Annotated in this window: 12 protein-coding genes and 1 pseudogene; 9 read left to right on the top strand and 4 right to left on the bottom strand. The window is 68.8% G+C overall.

What is annotated here, in order from left to right:
- Positions 1-399 precede the first annotated feature (399 nt).
- On the top strand, positions 400-2949 hold the full coding sequence (locus tag OG574_RS01795) for an amino acid permease (RefSeq protein ID WP_326771524.1): 2550 nt from the start codon (positions 400-402) through the stop codon (positions 2947-2949).
- On the opposite strand, the gene OG574_RS01790 is transcribed toward OG574_RS01795, so the two are convergent.
- Positions 2886-3560 carry a DNA glycosylase AlkZ-like family protein gene (locus OG574_RS01790; protein WP_326771523.1) on the bottom strand — a complete coding sequence of 225 codons (675 nt, stop codon included), beginning with the start codon at positions 3558-3560 and terminating at the stop codon, positions 2886-2888. The two genes, OG574_RS01795 and OG574_RS01790, sit on opposite strands and share 64 nt — an antisense overlap.
- Positions 3557-4492: an MDR family NADP-dependent oxidoreductase gene (locus OG574_RS01785; protein WP_326771522.1), complete on the bottom strand. Its 936-nt coding sequence runs from the start codon at positions 4490-4492 to the stop codon at positions 3557-3559. The genes OG574_RS01790 and OG574_RS01785 overlap by 4 nt, the downstream gene beginning before the upstream one ends.
- Before the next feature lie 232 nt (positions 4493-4724).
- On the opposite strand from OG574_RS01785, the gene OG574_RS01780 reads away from it, so the two are divergent.
- The 3 genes and pseudogenes from OG574_RS01780 to OG574_RS01770 all read left to right on the top strand — a co-directional run.
- Positions 4725-5738: a helix-turn-helix transcriptional regulator gene (locus OG574_RS01780; RefSeq protein ID WP_326771521.1), complete on the top strand. Its 1014-nt coding sequence runs from the start codon at positions 4725-4727 to the stop codon at positions 5736-5738.
- Positions 5739-5949: 211 nt separating this feature from the next.
- Positions 5950-9810, top strand: a complete 3861-nt coding sequence (locus OG574_RS01775) for a S8 family peptidase (protein ID WP_326771520.1) — start codon at positions 5950-5952, stop codon at positions 9808-9810.
- Positions 9811-10194: 384 nt separating this feature from the next.
- Positions 10195-10305, top strand: a pseudogene (locus tag OG574_RS01770) (site-specific integrase); the annotation flags it as partial.
- Positions 10306-10644: 339 nt separating this feature from the next.
- Here the strand turns inward: OG574_RS01770 and OG574_RS01765 are convergent.
- Positions 10645-11256, bottom strand: coding sequence for a TetR/AcrR family transcriptional regulator (locus OG574_RS01765; protein ID WP_326771519.1), 612 nt, complete (start codon positions 11254-11256; stop codon positions 10645-10647).
- Positions 11257-11400: 144 nt separating this feature from the next.
- Between OG574_RS01765 and OG574_RS01760 the strand changes: the two genes are divergently transcribed.
- From OG574_RS01760 to OG574_RS01750, 3 genes are all read left to right on the top strand, one after another.
- Positions 11401-12135 (top strand): SDR family NAD(P)-dependent oxidoreductase, encoded by a 735-nt coding sequence (locus OG574_RS01760; RefSeq protein WP_326771518.1) that lies wholly within the window; start codon positions 11401-11403, stop codon positions 12133-12135.
- A gap of 32 nt (positions 12136-12167) precedes the next feature.
- Positions 12168-12791 carry an NADPH-dependent F420 reductase gene (locus tag OG574_RS01755; RefSeq protein ID WP_326771517.1) on the top strand — a complete coding sequence of 208 codons (624 nt, stop codon included), beginning with the start codon at positions 12168-12170 and terminating at the stop codon, positions 12789-12791.
- Between the two features lie 495 nt (positions 12792-13286).
- Entirely contained in the window at positions 13287-14459 is a 1173-nt protein-coding gene (locus OG574_RS01750; protein ID WP_326771516.1) for an RNA-guided endonuclease InsQ/TnpB family protein, read from the top strand.
- Here OG574_RS01750 and OG574_RS01745 read toward each other — a convergent pair.
- Positions 14427-14900 (bottom strand): hypothetical protein, encoded by a 474-nt coding sequence (locus OG574_RS01745; RefSeq protein ID WP_326771515.1) that lies wholly within the window; start codon positions 14898-14900, stop codon positions 14427-14429. The two genes, OG574_RS01750 and OG574_RS01745, sit on opposite strands and share 33 nt — an antisense overlap.
- Before the next feature lie 371 nt (positions 14901-15271).
- Between OG574_RS01745 and OG574_RS01740 the strand changes: the two genes are divergently transcribed.
- Entirely contained in the window at positions 15272-15736 is a 465-nt protein-coding gene (locus OG574_RS01740) for a carboxymuconolactone decarboxylase family protein (protein ID WP_398379955.1), read from the top strand.
- Between the two features lie 424 nt (positions 15737-16160).
- Complete coding sequence (locus OG574_RS01735) at positions 16161-16502, top strand: TetR family transcriptional regulator C-terminal domain-containing protein (RefSeq protein WP_326771513.1); 342 nt, start codon at positions 16161-16163, stop codon at positions 16500-16502.
- Positions 16503-16522: the final 20 nt, after the last annotated feature.

Genomic DNA, 16522 nt, shown 5'->3' with positions numbered 1-16522 from the left:
ATATCGATGCCGGCCTGGCCCGCCTGATCTCAGCCCCCGCCCAGGACACCGCCCTCCCCTCGACGAGTCGGCGGACGCATTGCCGGCCCGGCTGGGAGTCACCAGCGAGGCCCGCGACGACATCGCTCTGGTCGTCATTCGCCTGTGACGCAGCGAGACCCGAGGTGCGACGCCAGTGCAGCTCAGAGCCATCGGCGGCTTTCTCTGCGAGCGGCACACAATGGCCGCATCGCCGTCGTGCACGGTGGCAGCCACTCCTGCTGTCCCTGCGCTGTTGCGAAGGGAAGCGGACCTGCGTTGGAATCAAGTGTGAGGCTCTTCGGCGGTGCCGTGTCGGCTGGTCTTCCCGCTCCGGGCACAGGGTCCGGCCGGAAGGGGCTCAAGAACGATGCCCTGGGCATGTTCTCCTCGGTCGTCATGGGCCTGGCCTCCACCGGCCCGGCGTACAGCCTCGCCGCCACGCTGGGCATCATCGTGGCCGGAGTCGGATTGCAGGCTCCGATCGTCACCATGCTGGCTTTCGTCCCGATGCTGCTGGTCGCGTACGCCTTCCGGGAGCTCAACGCGAGCAACGCCGACTGCGGGACCACCTTCACCTGGGCCACCCGCGCCTTCGGACCGCGCACCGGCTGGATGGGCGGCTGGGGTCTCATCGTCGCCAACATCATCGTCATGGCTAGCCTCGCGCAGATCGCCGCTGCCTACGGCTTCCGGTTGATGGGCCTGGACGCACTGGCGGAAGACCGGCTGTGGACAACCGCGGCAGGCGTCGTCTGGATCGCCGTGCTGACAGTGATCTGCTACGTCGGCATCTCGTTCTCGGCGGCTGTACAGCGCTGGCTGCTGTGCCTGGAAGTGGTGATGCTGATCCTGCTCGCCGTCGCCGCGCTGGTCAGGGTGTACACCAGCCCTCCGCCGACGGCGATCCACGTGTCCGCGACCTGGTTCAACCCCTTCGCGGTGCCCTCGGTGACGGCCATGACCTCGGGCATCCTCGCGGGGGTCTTCATCTACTGGGGCTGGGACACCGCGTTCTCGGTCAACGAGGAAACCGCCGACAGCACGCGCATCCCGGGCCGTGCCGCGGTCTTGTCCACCGTGCTGCTCCTGGTCATGTACGGGCTGGTGTCCACGTCGGCTCAGGCGTTCGCGGGAGTCGGCACCTCGGGCATCGGACTCGGCAACGCGGACAACGCGGACGATGTGTTCTCCGGGCTGGGTGAGGCCGTGTTCGGGAGCCACGGCACGGGGCTGTTCCTGTCGAGACTGCTGATCCTCATGGTGCTGACCTCCGCGTTGGCCTCCGCCCAGACCACCATCCTGCCCCTGGCCAGGACCGTCTTCTCCATGGCGGTCCACAAGGCCGTCCCCTCCCGGTTCGCCCGGGTCCACCGCAGGTATCTCACCCCCACCTGGGGAACCATCGGCATGGGAACGGCCTCGATCGCCCTGTTCGTCCTGCTGACCTCGCTCAGCCAGAACGTCCTGGCCGACTCGATCGACTCGGTCGGTCTCGCGATCGCGTTCCAGTACGGACTGACCGGCTTCGCCTGCGTCTGGTACCACCGCAAGATCCTCACCCGCAGCGTCAAGGATCTGGTCTTCAAGGGCGTGCTACCGGGGCTCGGCGCGCTGTTCATGCTCTTGCTGTTCCTCTACGCCACCTTCATCGTCTACGCGGATCCCCGGTACGGCACGACCGCCGTCGACCTGCCGCTGATCGGCAGGACGGGCGGGGTCACCGTCCTGGGCCTGGGCGCCCTGCTGATCGGTTTCCTGCTGATGCCGGTGGTCACCCGTGGCCACAGCGTGGCCCTCAAACTCCAGCGGAGCCTGCTTCCACGCCGCCTGCCGCCGCACGCCGCCGTCGACTCGGCGAGCCGCTACCTGCCCGCCGACAGCGGCTCCGGGGTGGGCGGCGACTGGTACGACCTCATCCCTCTCTCCGGTACCCGCGTCGGCCTGGTCGTCGGGGATGTGCTCGGTCACGGCATGCACGCCGCGGCCACCGCGGGACGCCTGCGCACGGGGGTGCGCGTCCTGGCCCGGCTGGACCTGAGCCCGGACGAGCTGCTGTCCCGCCTGGCCGACCTGGTCGAGCAGACCACGCACGAGGGCGAAACCGGCCGCGGCCCGGGCCACCTGAAAGCGCACGCCGACGCGGCTCTGGGCGTGAGCTGCCTGTACACGGTGTACGACCCCATCTCGGGGGAGTGCAGCATGGCGCGAGCCGGGGAGCCGGTGCTGGCGCTCGTCGAACCCCACAGGGGTGTCGTCGACTATCCCCAGCTGCCGCCAGGACCGCCGCTGGGAATCGGCGGCCTGCCCTACCAGAGCACGGAACTGGAGCTCGCGCCGGGCACTGTTGTCGCCCTCTTCACGGACGGCCTCCTCCAGGCTGCCGACGACCGCGAAGCCGGGCTCGCGCAGCTCTCACAGGTCCTCTCCGACGACCGAAGATCCCTGGAAGAGCTGTGCGACCGGGCGGTGGCCACCATGCTGCCCGGGGCGGTGGACGTGGACGCGACGATCCTCCTGGTCCGCACGCGCCTGCTCGCCCGGAATCGGTTCGCCCAATGGGCACTGGCCCCGGACCCGGCGGCCGTGGCCGCCATCCGCTCCGCCGTCGGGAAGCAGCTCGGCGACTGGGGACTGGACGACGCGGCGTTCACCACGGAGCTCATCGTCAGCGAACTGGTCACCAACGCCATCCGCTACGCAGGTGGCGGCCCCATCCAGGTGCGCCTGATCCGCGACCGGACCCTGACCTGCGAGGTGTCCGACACCGGCCACACCGCGCCCAATCTGCGGCACGCCGCGAGCGACGACGAGGGAGGCCGGGGCCTGTTCATCATCGCCCAGATGACCCACCACTGGGGCACGCGCTACACGTCCACCGGCAAGACCATCTGGACCGAGCAGGACCTGCCGCAGCCGGACCGCCAGTAGCACCGAGGGGGTACATTGAACGGACGAGTCGCTGGCCGCGGCGCCTGTCGTCGCGGGTCAGGTGCTGACGAGTTTCCGTGTCTTCGCTCCCGTGGGCAGCGCAGCTTGGAGCGCGCGAAGTCCCTGTTCTCGATGATGCGTTGGCGATGCTCTTCGGGCAGCTTGCCGTCGTCGAGGAGCTTCTCGGCCACTCCAGTGAGCTCCTTGCGCGGCAGTGTTCCTCCCGCGAGCAGGGCGAGTCCCTCGGCCGCCAAGGACGCCGCGTCCAGGCCGGTGCTGTTGCGGGTGAAGTGGGGCGAGCCGGCCGTGCGGTCGAGCACGGGCTGCAGCAGTGACCGCAGGCGACGGAAGTCGTCGGCCGCGGCGAAGTGCTGGGTGCTGCGCAGCGGACCGCAGCGGACCACCTGCCGGTCCTCCAGCAGTGCGGTGAGCTCGGACTGTGTGAAGCCGTGGATTCTGCTCCACAGGCCGACATAGGCCCAGTTGGGTTCCTGCGCCTGCAGGGCAACCAGTCGTCCGGTCACCTCCAGCCGGGTGCGATCGGTGCGCCTCAGCAGGAACTGGCGGCGCATCAGCGCCCGGTTCAGGACCTGGTGGGAGAGTGTGGTCACGGCAGCCGCACCGAGACATTGCCCCGGTAGGAACCTTGCAGCAGGGAGAGGAACGCCTGCGGCACGTCCTCGATCCGGCCATCGAGGACTGTCTGCGGGTAGACGAAGCGGCCCTGGCTCAGCCAGGTGCTGAAGTGCTCGCGCCAGGCGGCGATCTGATCGGGCGTGTGATGGCAGGAGAAGGGCAGCAGCTCGATGCCTTTCGCCTCGGCCGCCGTGCGGTCGGGCTGCGGGAAGCGCTCCGACGCGTCGCCGAGCTGGCTCGACAGGGAGCCGCACAGGGCGAAGCGCGCCCCGGGCCGGGCCGCCTGCAGCGCAGCGTCGTACTGCTCACCGCCCACGATGTCGAAGAACACAGAGATCCCCTCGGGTGCAAACTCTTTGAGCCGTTGTGCTGCCGGGCCGTCGTGGTAGTCGAACGCGGCGTCGTAGCCGAGCTCGTTCACCAGGTAGTCGGCCTTCGCCGGGCTGCCGGCGCTGCCGATCACCCGTGCCGCGCCGAGGCACTTGGCGATCTGGCCGGCCAGCGAGCCGACCCCGCCCGCGGCGCCGGAGACGAAGACCACGTCGCCTTCGCCGACGGCCGCCACATCGGCCTTCCCGTAGTAGGCGGTCGGTCCCTGGCCGAGGTGGTAGCCGGGGGCGGCGAAGAGGTCACGGTCGAGCTTGAGGTACGAGCCGGCCGGGCCGGCGGAGTACTGGCTCCAGCCGGTCATCGACTGGACCAGGTCGCCGACCTCGAGGTCGGGGCTGTCGGATCGGATGACGGTGCCGATGGCGGCCACCCCGACCCGCTGCCCCGGCTGCCAGGCCGACACCGGGATGGTGCAGTCGGCCCGCATCAGCTCCAGGTACGTTGCGGCGAGCGCGACCTGGTGGCTGATCAGCTGGAGCCAAACCTCTTGCCAAGCAGAAACTTTAGTGTGAATCATTTCAGCGGTTAGATAGATGCTGGCCGAGGTTCCAGGTCGGTCCCAGAGCTCGACGCGCTCCGCGCGGCAACGACCGAGAGTGTGCAAACCGGTTGGGCGCGGCCGGGTCCGCGCTCTGAGCCGCCGCTCGCGCCTGCAGTGACGCCGACTGACCGCCCCCGGACTGATCGAGGTCCGGGGGCGGTCCGCATGCGCGGGGTGGGAACGGGGAGCTCGTGAGGAGAGGACATTCATGCTTGAGGCGCTGGGTCTGAGCACGGCCGAGTCGCAGGTGTACCAACTGCTGGTGGGGTCCGGGCGCTGCCCGGTGGGCCGGCTGGAGCAGCGGGCCGGCCTGGCCGGGGCCCAGCTCGAACAGGCGGTCGCGGCACTGGCCGTGAAGGGGCTGGTCACCCTCACTGACGACCTGCCCGCGCAGCTGATTCCCGCCCCGCCGGACATCGCCGGGGAGACGCTGTTGCTGGCGCGCATGAACGAACTGCAGTCCGCCAAAGGCGTTCTGCAGCGACTCACCAAGGAGTACCGCGAGGCGCTCCGGCCGGCGGCCCTGGAGGAGATCGCCGAAATCGTGCCGGCCGAGGCGTTGGCGCAGCGGTACGAGCAGCTCCAGCTCCGCGCCCGCCGGGAAGTCCTGCGCTTCGACGCTCCGCCCTATCTGCTGATCGAGGAGTTCAACGTCGCGGAGCTGGAGCAACTGGCAGCGGGGGTGCGCTTCCGGACGGTGTACGACCGGGCCGCGATCGAGGGGTACGCGGTGCAGCTGGAGATCCGCCGGTACATGGACGCAGGTGAACAGGCCCGCGTGCTGGCCAGACTCCCGGTCAAGTTGATCATCGTAGACCGGTCCACGGCCATGCTCGCGGTGCGGACGGACGACGGGCGGCCACCGGGCGCCGTCGTGCAGATCCACCAAGGCCCCCTGCTCGACGCTCTCGTCGCACTGTTCGAGCTGATGTGGGTCACCGCGCTTCCTCTGGATCCGTCAACCGGCGAGACGCACCGCGGCGAACTCTCCGGCTCGGACACTCATCTGCTACTCCTGCTCCTGTCCGGTCTCACCGACGACGCGATCGCCCGCCTCATGGGGATCGGCAAGCGGACCGTCAACCGCCGGGTACGCGGCTTGATGGATCTGGCGGGCGCTTCGAGCCGGATGCAACTCGGGTGGCACGCCTGCGAACGCGGCTGGGTCACGGCCGGGGACCTGGACGGGCTGCAGCCGCCGGGCATCGGCCAGGACACATAGGGCCGCATCGGCGGCCCGGCGCCGCCCACGTCGCGGACCCACGTGGCGGGTGTGCGCCATGTGGCGCGTATCCGCCACACCACCTCTGGAAGACGCACCGGCCGGAGAGCTAGGTTCCGAGCGGCGCGCGGAGTCGGCCGGACGTTCGGTCGGTCCCCCTCGGTATCAATTGCCCCGCAGCGTCCACCAGTTGAGCGTGAAAGGACAACCGATGCAGAAGGCCCGTCTCAGACGGGGGCGCACCGCCCTCGTCAGCGGGATCGCGGTGACAGTCGCCCTGTCACTGACGAGCCAGCTCGGAACCGCGACAGCCGCCATACCCTCGGCGCCTCTCGACCTGAGCAGCCGCCCGACGCTGCAGAAGCAGGCGGCGACGGCGGCGGCGGTGACTCTGATCACCGGCGACACGGTCTCGCTGACCACCGAGCCCGACGGCAGGCAGGCGGTCTCCGTCATCTCCGGGGCGGGGACGTCCAAGACGTTCGAAACCGTCAGCGGACAGAACGGCGACCTGTACGTCTACCCGGACGACACCACGGCCGCGGTCGCCTCGGGCACGGTGGACCGTGAACTGTTCAACGTCAGCCGGATGGTCCGGGACGGGTACGGCGACGCGAAGACCGACGAGGTCCCCGCCATCGTCGACTTCCAGGGGAAACCGACCGCCGCTGCCCTGACGCAGAAGACCGAGGACCTGCCGGGCAGCGACAACGAGCGGGTCATGCCCCGACTGGGGCTGTCCGCGGTGCATGTCGACAAGCACAGCGCGAAGGGCTTCTGGCAGGCCGTCAAACCCGTCCAGGCACGCAGCAGAGGCGCCCAGGCCGCCACGGTCCCCGGCACTGCCGGGGTCTCCAAGCTGTGGTACGACGGCAAGGTAAAGGCCGCACTGGACAAGAGCGTGCCGCAGATCGGCGCTCCGCAGGCATGGGCCAAGGGGTACGACGGCAAGGGCGTGAAGGTCGCCGTGCTGGACACCGGTGCCGACCTGAACAACGCCGACATCAAGTCCGAGATCGTCCAGAGCCAGAGCTTCGTCAACGGCCAGACGGTCCAGGACGGTCACGGTCACGGCACCCACGTCGCATCCACCATCGCGGGCAGTGGCGCCAACTCCGACGGCAAGTACAAGGGCGTCGCCCCCGGCGCCGACCTGCTCATCGGCAAGGTGCTCGCCAACAGCGGGCAGGGCCTGGACTCCGGCATCCTGGCCGGCATGGACTGGGCGGTCGACCAGGGCGCCGACGTCGTCAGCATGAGCCTCGGCGGTCCCGACGCCCCCGGTGAAGACCCGCTGACCAGCGCGGTCAACTCGCTCAGCGCCTCCTCGGGCACCCTCTTCGTCATCGCCGCCGGCAACAGCGGCCCCGGTGAGAGCACCCTGGGCACCCCCGGCGCCGCCGACGCGGCCCTGACCGTCGGTGCCGTCGACAAGTCCGACGCGCTCGCCGACTTCTCCAGCCGCGGCCCGCGCCTCGGCGACATGGCGATCAAGCCGGAGATCACCGCCCCGGGCGTGGACATCGTCGCCGCCCGCGCGACCGGCACCACCATGGGCACCCCCGTGGATGCCAACTACACCACCGCCAGCGGCACCTCGATGGCCACCCCGCATGTGGCCGGCTCCGCTGCGATCCTCAAGCAGCGCCACCCCGACTGGACCGGGCAGCGCATCAAGGACGCACTGACCGCGCACGCCAAGTCCGCTGCCGACCAGACCGTCTACCAGCAGGGGTACGGCCGGGTCGACATCCCCGCCGCACTCGACCCGTCGCTGGAGCTGTCCGGCACCGCCGACTTCCGCGTCATACCGTGGCAGAAGGGTACTTACCCCACCCGCAGCCGCACCCTGACGCTGCACAACGACGCCGCGACCGACACCGTGGTGACCGTGACGGCCGCCGCCAAGGACGCGAGCGGCACCGCGGTCCCGGCCGGCACGCTGTCGCTGTCGGGAGCGGGCCTGTCCGACGGCCGGGTCACCGTCCCGGCCGGTGGCACCGCCGAGGTCACCGTCACGCTCGACAACAACGGCCTGAAGACCGGCCAGTACGGCGGATCCGTCACCGCCACCTCCGACAGCGGCGAGTCGGTGCACGCCGCGCTCGGCTTCGTCACCTCCGTCGAGCAGCACGATGTCACGCTGAAGGTCACCGACCGCTTCGGCAAGGCCCCCAAGGCGCTCAAGTTCACCCTGCACGGGATGGACAACAACGTCTGGCAGAGCCAGACCCTGTACGACAACGGCACCGCCACCCTGTCGGTACCGCTCGGCAAGTACTCCATCGAGGGCTCGCTCTACTCGGCGGACCCCGCCGGGGGCGCGGTCTCCTACGCGGCCGACCTGTTCGACGTGCCCAACATCGAAGTGAGTGACCGGGACCAGACCTTCACCGTCGACGGCACCACCGCCACCGACCTCAGCGTGAAGATCAAGGGTGAGAACCGGCCCCTGGAGAACGGCCAGGTGACCACGTTCATCGTCCGTGACGACGGCACCGCAAACGGCCACGCCAATTTCTCCGGCATCGGAAACCTGCTCAACCTCGCGGACACCAGGCAAGGTGCCATCCCCAGTGCCGGCGCCACCACCGGTGCGCTGCGCCTGGAGACCTCCCTGGCCCGGCGCGAACCGCTGGTCCAGCTGGAGGTGACGGGCCCCGGGCACGTGACCATCCCGCTGAAGTCCTCGGTGAACGCGAAGCGCTTCGAGGGCACCAAGCGCACCGAGCTGGTCGACCTCGGCGCCGGCACCGAGCAGGACTTCGCCGCTGCCGACGTCAAGGGCAAGACCGTTCTGGTCTCCGTGCCCGATGTCAGCAAGGCCGACGACCAGGCCACCAGGGCCGCGGCTGCCGGAGCCGTCGCAATGATCGTGGCCCCTGCCGACCCCGGGCCGAGCGGAAGCGGCGTCCCCGCCGGACAGACCATCCCGGTCGCCCACGCCACGTACGACAACGCCGCAACCCTCAAGGGCTTGCTGGCCAAGCACAAGGTCCGGATCGCCCTGAAGGGCGTCCTGGAGTCGGGCTACACCTACAACCCGCACTTCACCGACGACCGGATCCCCGCCGACCTGGCCAAGACCGTCGACGTCAAGGACTTCGCCAAGGTCACCAACACGTTCCACTCCGACGGCGCCCGGCGCCTGGGCGCCGAGTACATGAACGTCTGGGGCCCGCTGCAGGTGAGCACCGGCTCCGTCGGCCAGCCCCTCTACCAGGGCACCACCCGCGACGACTACTTCCTCGCGGGCACCGGGGTGACGTACCAGCCGAGCGTGTCGGCGAACTTCAACTCCTCGACCTGGCAGATGAACGGTCAGCGCGCCACCTACCTCACCCCGGGCAAGGCCTACACCCGGAGCTGGTTCGATGCGCCGATGCGCCTGTCCCCGTACGAGTTCGGGCCGTGTGTGTTCTGCCGCACCGACGTCTGGCAGAAGCTGCCCGGCAGCAACGGTGCCGACAACGATCCCACCCACACCCTGTCGGGCCTGACCGGCACCTGGAGTTACTACCTCAACGGGAAGCCGATCACCGGCTTCGGCCAGCTGGCGCAGGAGAAGGCGGACTACCGGTACGTCCTCGACCAGAAGCTGACCACCGACGTCCCGGGCGTCACCCTGGGCCGCCAGATGCGCACGGAGTGGAACTTCAGCCAGGCGGCACCGACCACCATGGCCATCAAGGACTGCGACACGGCGTTCATCCCCACGCCCAAGGTCTGTGAGTCCATGCCCGTGATCCTGCTCGACTACGACCTGCCGCTGAACGTGCTCAACCAGGCACGGGCCGGACTGCCGTACACCTTCACCGTGGACGCGGGTCGCCCCAAGGGCTGGACCGGCTCCACCGCGATGGCCGGCGCCAAGGTCTCCGTCTCGTACGACGACGGCGCCACCTGGAAGGAGGCGAAGGTGCTCCGCAAGGACAGCAACTCTTTCCAGGCCCTGCTGCGGCACCCGAAGCTCGCGGACACCAACGGATACGTGACCCTCAAGACCGAGGCCTGGGACGCGGGAGGCAGCCACACGACCCAGACCATCACCCGGGCATACGCCCTCAAGTGAGGCGCTGAGCACCTGTACGACAGAGCGGCCCCCGCCGGGTGGTGACATCCGGCGGTGGGCCGCTTTCCGGCATCACGGCGAGACTTTCGCGCACCGGACGGCGTCTTGGACACGCAACCCGGCCGGCTGGTCGTCGAAGAGATACAGGGGCCAGAAGTCCGGCTCCGCCATTCGGGCGGCTAGATCGTCGTCAAGGGGCATGTGGCCACGCTATTGCCAGGGTCCGACATGACCCTCGCGCTGGGATCCCCACCGCAGCTCATCGCGCTCTCCGGCGGGGAACGATCACTGGCCAGACGGGGAATGATCTTTGAAGAGTCGAATCGCTGCTGATCAGCCCCTCTCGTGAACGCCCCAGGGTCGGTGCGGCTCGCCGACCGGCGGGCGAAGTCGAGGCACACGGCGCCGGAGAACGTCCGCCGCTACTTCAAGCCCTCCCCTGAGGCGGTCTCGGAGCTGACCAGCCTCCTGGCGTCCGGCGACGCACGGCGCTGAGTGATCTGTCCGGGCCGAACGGGCGAGGTGGACTCGGTGGCTGCGTCGTGCCTCGGCATGCACTGGGTGAAGGCGTTCAGCGCCCCATCAGCCGTTCACGGCGCTGCTCCTGGATGAAACGCAGTGCCCACTCCACCCCGTCGCGCCAACCGGCCCCCGCCTGCGGGCTCGGCACCCTCAGCCTCTGTCCTGATCACGGAGACAAGGGCTTCAAGATCCCGCTCCAGGACGCGCCAACGCGCGCGCAGGGCAAGCTCATGCACATCGTCCGGCAGGGAGTAACTCGACTTCACCGTTCTCCCTATGCCCACGCGCCCAGACCGGCCGCGAGGTGCCACGTCAACTCGACACTTCCTGCCGTCGCCGGTCATCGCTGACTGTGGCGGGGATGGCGTTGTCGATGAGGACGGCGGCGATGGCGGCGGCGGTGGGGAAGGCGTCGGCGTTGAGGACCCGGGTGCGGGCCGCGGCGCCGTCGATGAGCAACGCGAGCTGCTCGCCGAGCCGTTCAGGGTCGACGGCGCCGGCTTCGCGGGCGGTGTCGGCGAGCCGCGCGGCGACGGCCTTCTTGTAGTCGCGCGCGTACTGGGATGCGGGGTGCTGGGGGTCGTGGAGTTCGACGGCGGCGCCGATGTAGGGGCACAGGGGGGTGGTGGGGGGGATGTCGAAGGCGGCGAGGAGCCGTTCGCGGGGCGTGAGGTCGGTGCGGTCGAACACGCCGGACAGAACGGAGGGGTCGAACCGGCGCAGGTACTCGGCGACGAGTTCGTCCTTGCTGGTGAAGTGCTGGTAGGCCGTGCGCTTGGACACCTCGGCCACCGCGCAGAGCTGGTCCATGCCCGTGCCGTTGATGCCCTGCTCGCGGAACAGCTGCTGGGACGCGCTGAGGATGCGCTCGCGAGCGCCCCGGCCGCGGCGGCGGCCCGTGGGGCCCTTCTCCAACTCCGTCATGGCTCCATCGTACCGCAGCTAGGTAACGACCGGTGTACATAGTTTGCGCCCCGGCCACCCGCCCCGTACCGTAAGCACACAGGACGGTGTACTTAACACCGTCGCCCCAGGTACACACGGCACCACCGACCCAAGGGAATGACTATGGGAAAGCTCGACGGCAAGGTCGCGGTCATCACCGGCGGCACCACCGGCATGGCGCTGGCAGGCGCGAAGCTGTTCGTCGACGAGGGAGCGCACGTCTTCATCACCGGCCGCCGCCAGGACACCCTGGACGAGGCCGTGAAGCAGATCGGCCGCAACGTCACCGGCGTCCAGGGCGACGCCGCCGACCTGGACGACCTGGACCGCCTGTACGACACCGTCAAGCGGGAGAAGGGAAGCCTCGACGTGCTGTGGGCCAGCGCAGGCGGGGGCGAGCCCGCCCCGCTCGGCGAGATCACCGAGGCCCACTTCGACGCCGCGTTCTACCTCAACGCCCGCGGCACCCTGTTCACCGTCCAAAAGGCCCTCCCGCTCTTCAACGACGGCGGCTCCATCCTCATGACCGGCTCCAACGCCTCCCTCGGCGCGTTCCCCGGCTGGAGCGTCTACGCCGGCAGCAAGGCCGTCCAGCAGGCCTGGGCCCGCGTCTGGCTCAACGAGCTCAAGGACCGCCGCATCCGCGTCAACGTCCTGACCCCCGGCCAGGTCGCCACAGCCAAGCAGGAAGAACTCTTCGACGAGGCCACCAAGCGCCAGTTCGAGTCCCTCATACCCCGCGGCCAGATGGGCCGCCCCGACGAAATTGCCACCGCCGCCCTCTTCCTCGCATCCGACGACTCCAGCTACGTCAACGGCATGGAACTCGTCGCCGACGGCGGCACCACTGCCATCTAAACCGAACAACCACAACCAGGGCAGGACACCTCATGAGCAACATCAGCATCATCGGCACCGGGAACATGGCCCGCACCATCGGAACGCGGGCGATAGCGGGCGGCAACACCGTCGAAGTCATGGGCCGCGATCACTCCAAGGCCACTGACCTGGCCAAGGCTCTCGGCGGCGGCGCCACCACGGGAGAATGGGGCACCGCCCCGGCCGGGGACATCGTCATCGTGGCCCTGCTGTACGACGGCGTCGTGCCGGCCATCGCCCAGTACGGAGACGCTCTCGCGGGCAAGGTCATCGTCGACATCAGCAACCCCTTCAACTCCACCTTCGACGGGCTAGCCCACCGCGAGGAGACCTCGATCGCGCAGGAAGCCGCCAAAGCGGCCCCGGCCAGCGCCAGCGTGGTGAAGGCGTTCAACACCATCTTCCGCCACGTCCTGGAGAAGGGCCGGCCCGACGTCTTCATCGCCGGCGACAATGCGCAGGCCAAGGCAAGTGTGGAAGCGTTCATCGAAAGCCTCGGGCTGCGCCCGCTGGACGTCGGCGGCCTCACAATGGCGCACTGGCTGGAAGGAGCGGGCGTGGTCACGGTGGGCCTCGCCAACCACGGCGTGGGGAACTTGGACTTCGCCCTCAGCATCACCGAACTTCCCGCCTGAGCTAGCTCGGAGCGGCGCTCTCCCCGCCGACACGATGGAGGAGGGCTCGGACGAGACGTTCGCAGTCCTCCTGCGCGGCTACGCGCCCTGAGCCAATGACTGGCATGCTTGCGGCGCCGAGCGCCAATCTGGAGCCGGTTGCCGAGAGAGTCGCACCGCTCAATCTCACGTGTCCGTAGAGCGTCCTTGCCGACGTCGGCCCTTGCCGCAGGCCGGTCGGCAGAGCCAACGGAGCCCGAAGACGCGCTAGTTCAGCGGATTCTTGCGAGGAACCCCGGGCGTTCGCGCCCGGGAGGAATCGCATCCACGGGGTGCGACGCGGAGCGTCGCCGTGATGTGCCGCAGGCCATGACGGCCGCGGAGCGGCCCGGGGCGTTCCGGCGGAGCCGGGCCACGGCGGTGTGCGCGGGCAGGGCCGGAGCGGGTATCGCTCGTTCGGGTGAGGCGGGGCGAACGTGTGGTGGGTCTTCGTCCAGGTGTATAGGTTCGCTGATCGTGAAGCTGGTGGTGCGGGTGAAGCTGCTGCCGACGCCCGTACAGGCGGCGGCACTTGAGGCGACCCTGCATGCTTGCAATCAAGCGGCGACCTGGGCGGCCGGGGTTGCTTTCGAGGAAAACGCGCGACGTCCGCTGGAGTTGCGCAAGCACACCTATGCCGAGATCCGGGAGCGGTGGAGGCTGGGCGCGCAGGCCGCCCAGCACGCCATCAAGAAGACCTGCGACGCCTACACCACCTTGAAGGCGAACCTGCGTAACGGCCGGTACGGGCGGCCCGGTTCCAGGCGTCATGCCCGGGCCTCGGACAAGCCGGTGGTCTTCCGGCCCGAGGCTGCGCAGCCTTACGACGACCGGATGCTGTCCTGGCAGCACCAGGCACGCACGGTATCGATCTGGAGCACGGCCGGACGGCTGAAGAACGTGGCGTTCACCGGACAGGCCGAGCAGCTGGAAGTCCTGGCCGCGCACCGCAGGGGTGAGTCCGACCTGGTGTGTCAGGGCGGGAAGTGGTTCTTGATCGCCACCTGCGACATCGACGAAGCGACGGCGAACACTCACCCGGTCGGCTTTGTCGGGGTGGATCTGGGGATCGTGAACATCGCGGTCACCTCCGACGGGGCGCGACACTGCGGTCGCCGCGTCCGCCGCAAGCGGGAACAGGACCGCGACCTGCGGTCCAAGCTGCAGAAGAAGCAGACCAAGTCCGCCAAGCGGCGGGCGAAGAGGTACGCGGGCAGGGAAGCCCGGCGGAACAAGGACATCAACCACAAGATTTCGAAGCGGATCGTGGCGGAGGCTGAACGCACCGGTCGCGGGATCGCCCTGGAGACACTCACGGGCATCCGCGAGCGGGTACGGCTGAGAAAGCCCCAACGCACCACGCTCCACTCCTGGCCCTTTGCCCAGCTCGGCTCGTTCATCGTCTACAAGGCGAAGCGGGCCGGGGTGCCGGTCGTGCATGTCAATCCTGCGTACACCAGCCAGGAATGCTCGCAGTGTCATCACATCGAACGCGGAAACCGGCCTGCCCAGGCTGTTTTCTCGTGCCGGGTCTGCGGCTTCGTTGAGCACGCGGACCACAACGCGTCCCACAACATCCGCCAACGCGGCTGGATGGTGTGGGTCTGCGGGGCTCAGTCAACGGCCCCTGAACTCACCCTCATCGCGTGAGTCCTGGACGCAGCCGAACCCATCACAGCCAGTGATGACTCGAGCAGCAAGCCCGGTCGTTTCACGACCGGGTAGTTGACTCAGTGCCCTGTTGGCGTTCTGGAGGAGGTGGCCCGTCTTCTTCTCCGCGACGACATAGTCGGCGTATCCCGCAGCGCAGGCGAGAAAGTACAAGTCGTTCAGGTCGTGATTGACCCACTTGTCCCCCGGAGACATCACCGGGCAGCTCTCGTATGCCCGCAGGGCCTGGGAGGCCGGGGCGAGGTCTCGTGCGCTTCGCAGTCCCGCCGGATCCCGGGACGATCTATGCGGGCAGGTGGGGAAGCGAGCAGCAGCTCGCAACACCACCGTCTTGATTGCCTGCGCCTTGCGCCACTGACCCTCGTAGCCGATCACGTCTCCTGCCTGCACGACGGCGGCAAGGCTGGTCGGCGTGGTCACGACTCGTCCTTGACAGGCCGGGCTCCGACCCGCCGGATGCAGGTCAAAACGGATCTGGTCCCATGCCATGCCCCTGACCTGTGGAGACCAGGTCAGGGGAGACGCGCAGCCGAGCCGAATCTCAGTTGATCTGGGGCCGCGAAGATACTGCGAGGGCGCACCGAACGGGGATCAGGGCTCTGCTCTCGTATCGCCACCAAGTTCTGGGTGCGCGAGGCGAGACACCGGGGAGGGCTCAGGGACGGAACGCATCGGGAGGAAATTTTCCGGACTCCGGTCACATCGAGGTGAGTTGGTCCGTCAGTGCCGTGAGAACGCCAAACAGGCCGATATGAAGGAGTCCAGTCGTGACCAGCACCCCGATCTCCCGGATGCCGAACCCGACCGAGTTCGTTCCCGAGCTGAACGACATCACCGCCGCCCTGTTCCGTGCCACGGGCAACCGATCGGTGCCGCGCACCACGATGAGCCTGGTACATCTGCGGGCCGGACAGATCGTCGGTAACACGTACCTGACCATCCTGAACACCGGATTCCTGCGCAAGGCGGGGGTGTCCGAGGAGCGCATCACGGCCGTTTCCTCGTGGCAGGACGCCCCCTACTTCACCGACGCCGAGCGCGCGGCGCTGTCCCTGGTGGAAGCCACCCTCCAGCCTGCCCCGCATGGCCAGGAACGGGTCACCGACGACCTGTACGCGGAAGTGGCCAAACACTACGCCGAGAAGGCCCTGGCCACCTTGACCATCGCAATCGGCCAGATCAACTTCTTCATAGCCCTGGCCGTCATCGGCAAGCCCGCACCGGTAGCCTCCCTCGCCGACGAGCAGTGGGACTGACCCGACCCTCCCCTCCGGCCCGGCAGCCCCACCCGAACGAGTGGGGGACCCCGACGGCTCAGGCGGGTATCCGCAGGTGATAAAGGGACACATGCGGTGTTCGCCGCGGCGACCGGTCCGCTGTCACTCCACGAACAGCAGCTCATTCCCGACCTACTGTGCCGACTCGAGCCAGGAACGCTCCTCAGCGCACGTTCGACAGGGACGCGGCACTGGAGGCGGCCATCCGGCTGTTCTGGGAGCGGCTTCGAGGCGACCTCGCTGGGCGAGCTGACGGAGGCCATGGGTATCCGTCCGGGCAGCCTGTACGCGGCCTTCGGCGACAAGAAGGCGCTCTTCACGGAGGCCGTTGACGTGTACGGCCGCTCGCCGGTGGGGTCCTTCCGGGCGCGCGCTGGCCGAGGAGTCGACGGCTCGCGGGGCCGTGTCCCGGATCCTGCGCGAGGCGGCGGTGGTCTACTCGGATCCGTCCCACCCGGCGGGCTGCCTGGCCATCAGCGCGGCCACCAACGTCATCGTGCAGGACGAGGAGATCGCGAAGTTCCTGCGCGACGTGCGCAACGCTGGTCTCGCTGCTATCGAGGAGCGGCTGGGCCGGGCCGAGGAGGAAGGGGAACTGCCGGCCGGGACCGATACGTCGGCTCTGGCGTCCTACTTCGCCACGATCGTGCAGGGATTTTCGCAGCGCGCACGGGACGGGGCCGATACGGACGAGGTGTCCCGAGTGGCCGAGCTGGCACTGGTCGCGTGGCCAAGCGGCGATTGACGGGGGCATCGACAGCGCTC

Source organism: Streptomyces sp. NBC_01445, from assembly GCF_035918235.1.
Classification (GTDB): Bacteria; Actinomycetota; Actinomycetes; order Streptomycetales; family Streptomycetaceae; genus Streptomyces.
This window is presented reverse-complemented; position numbering and strand designations above follow the sequence as displayed.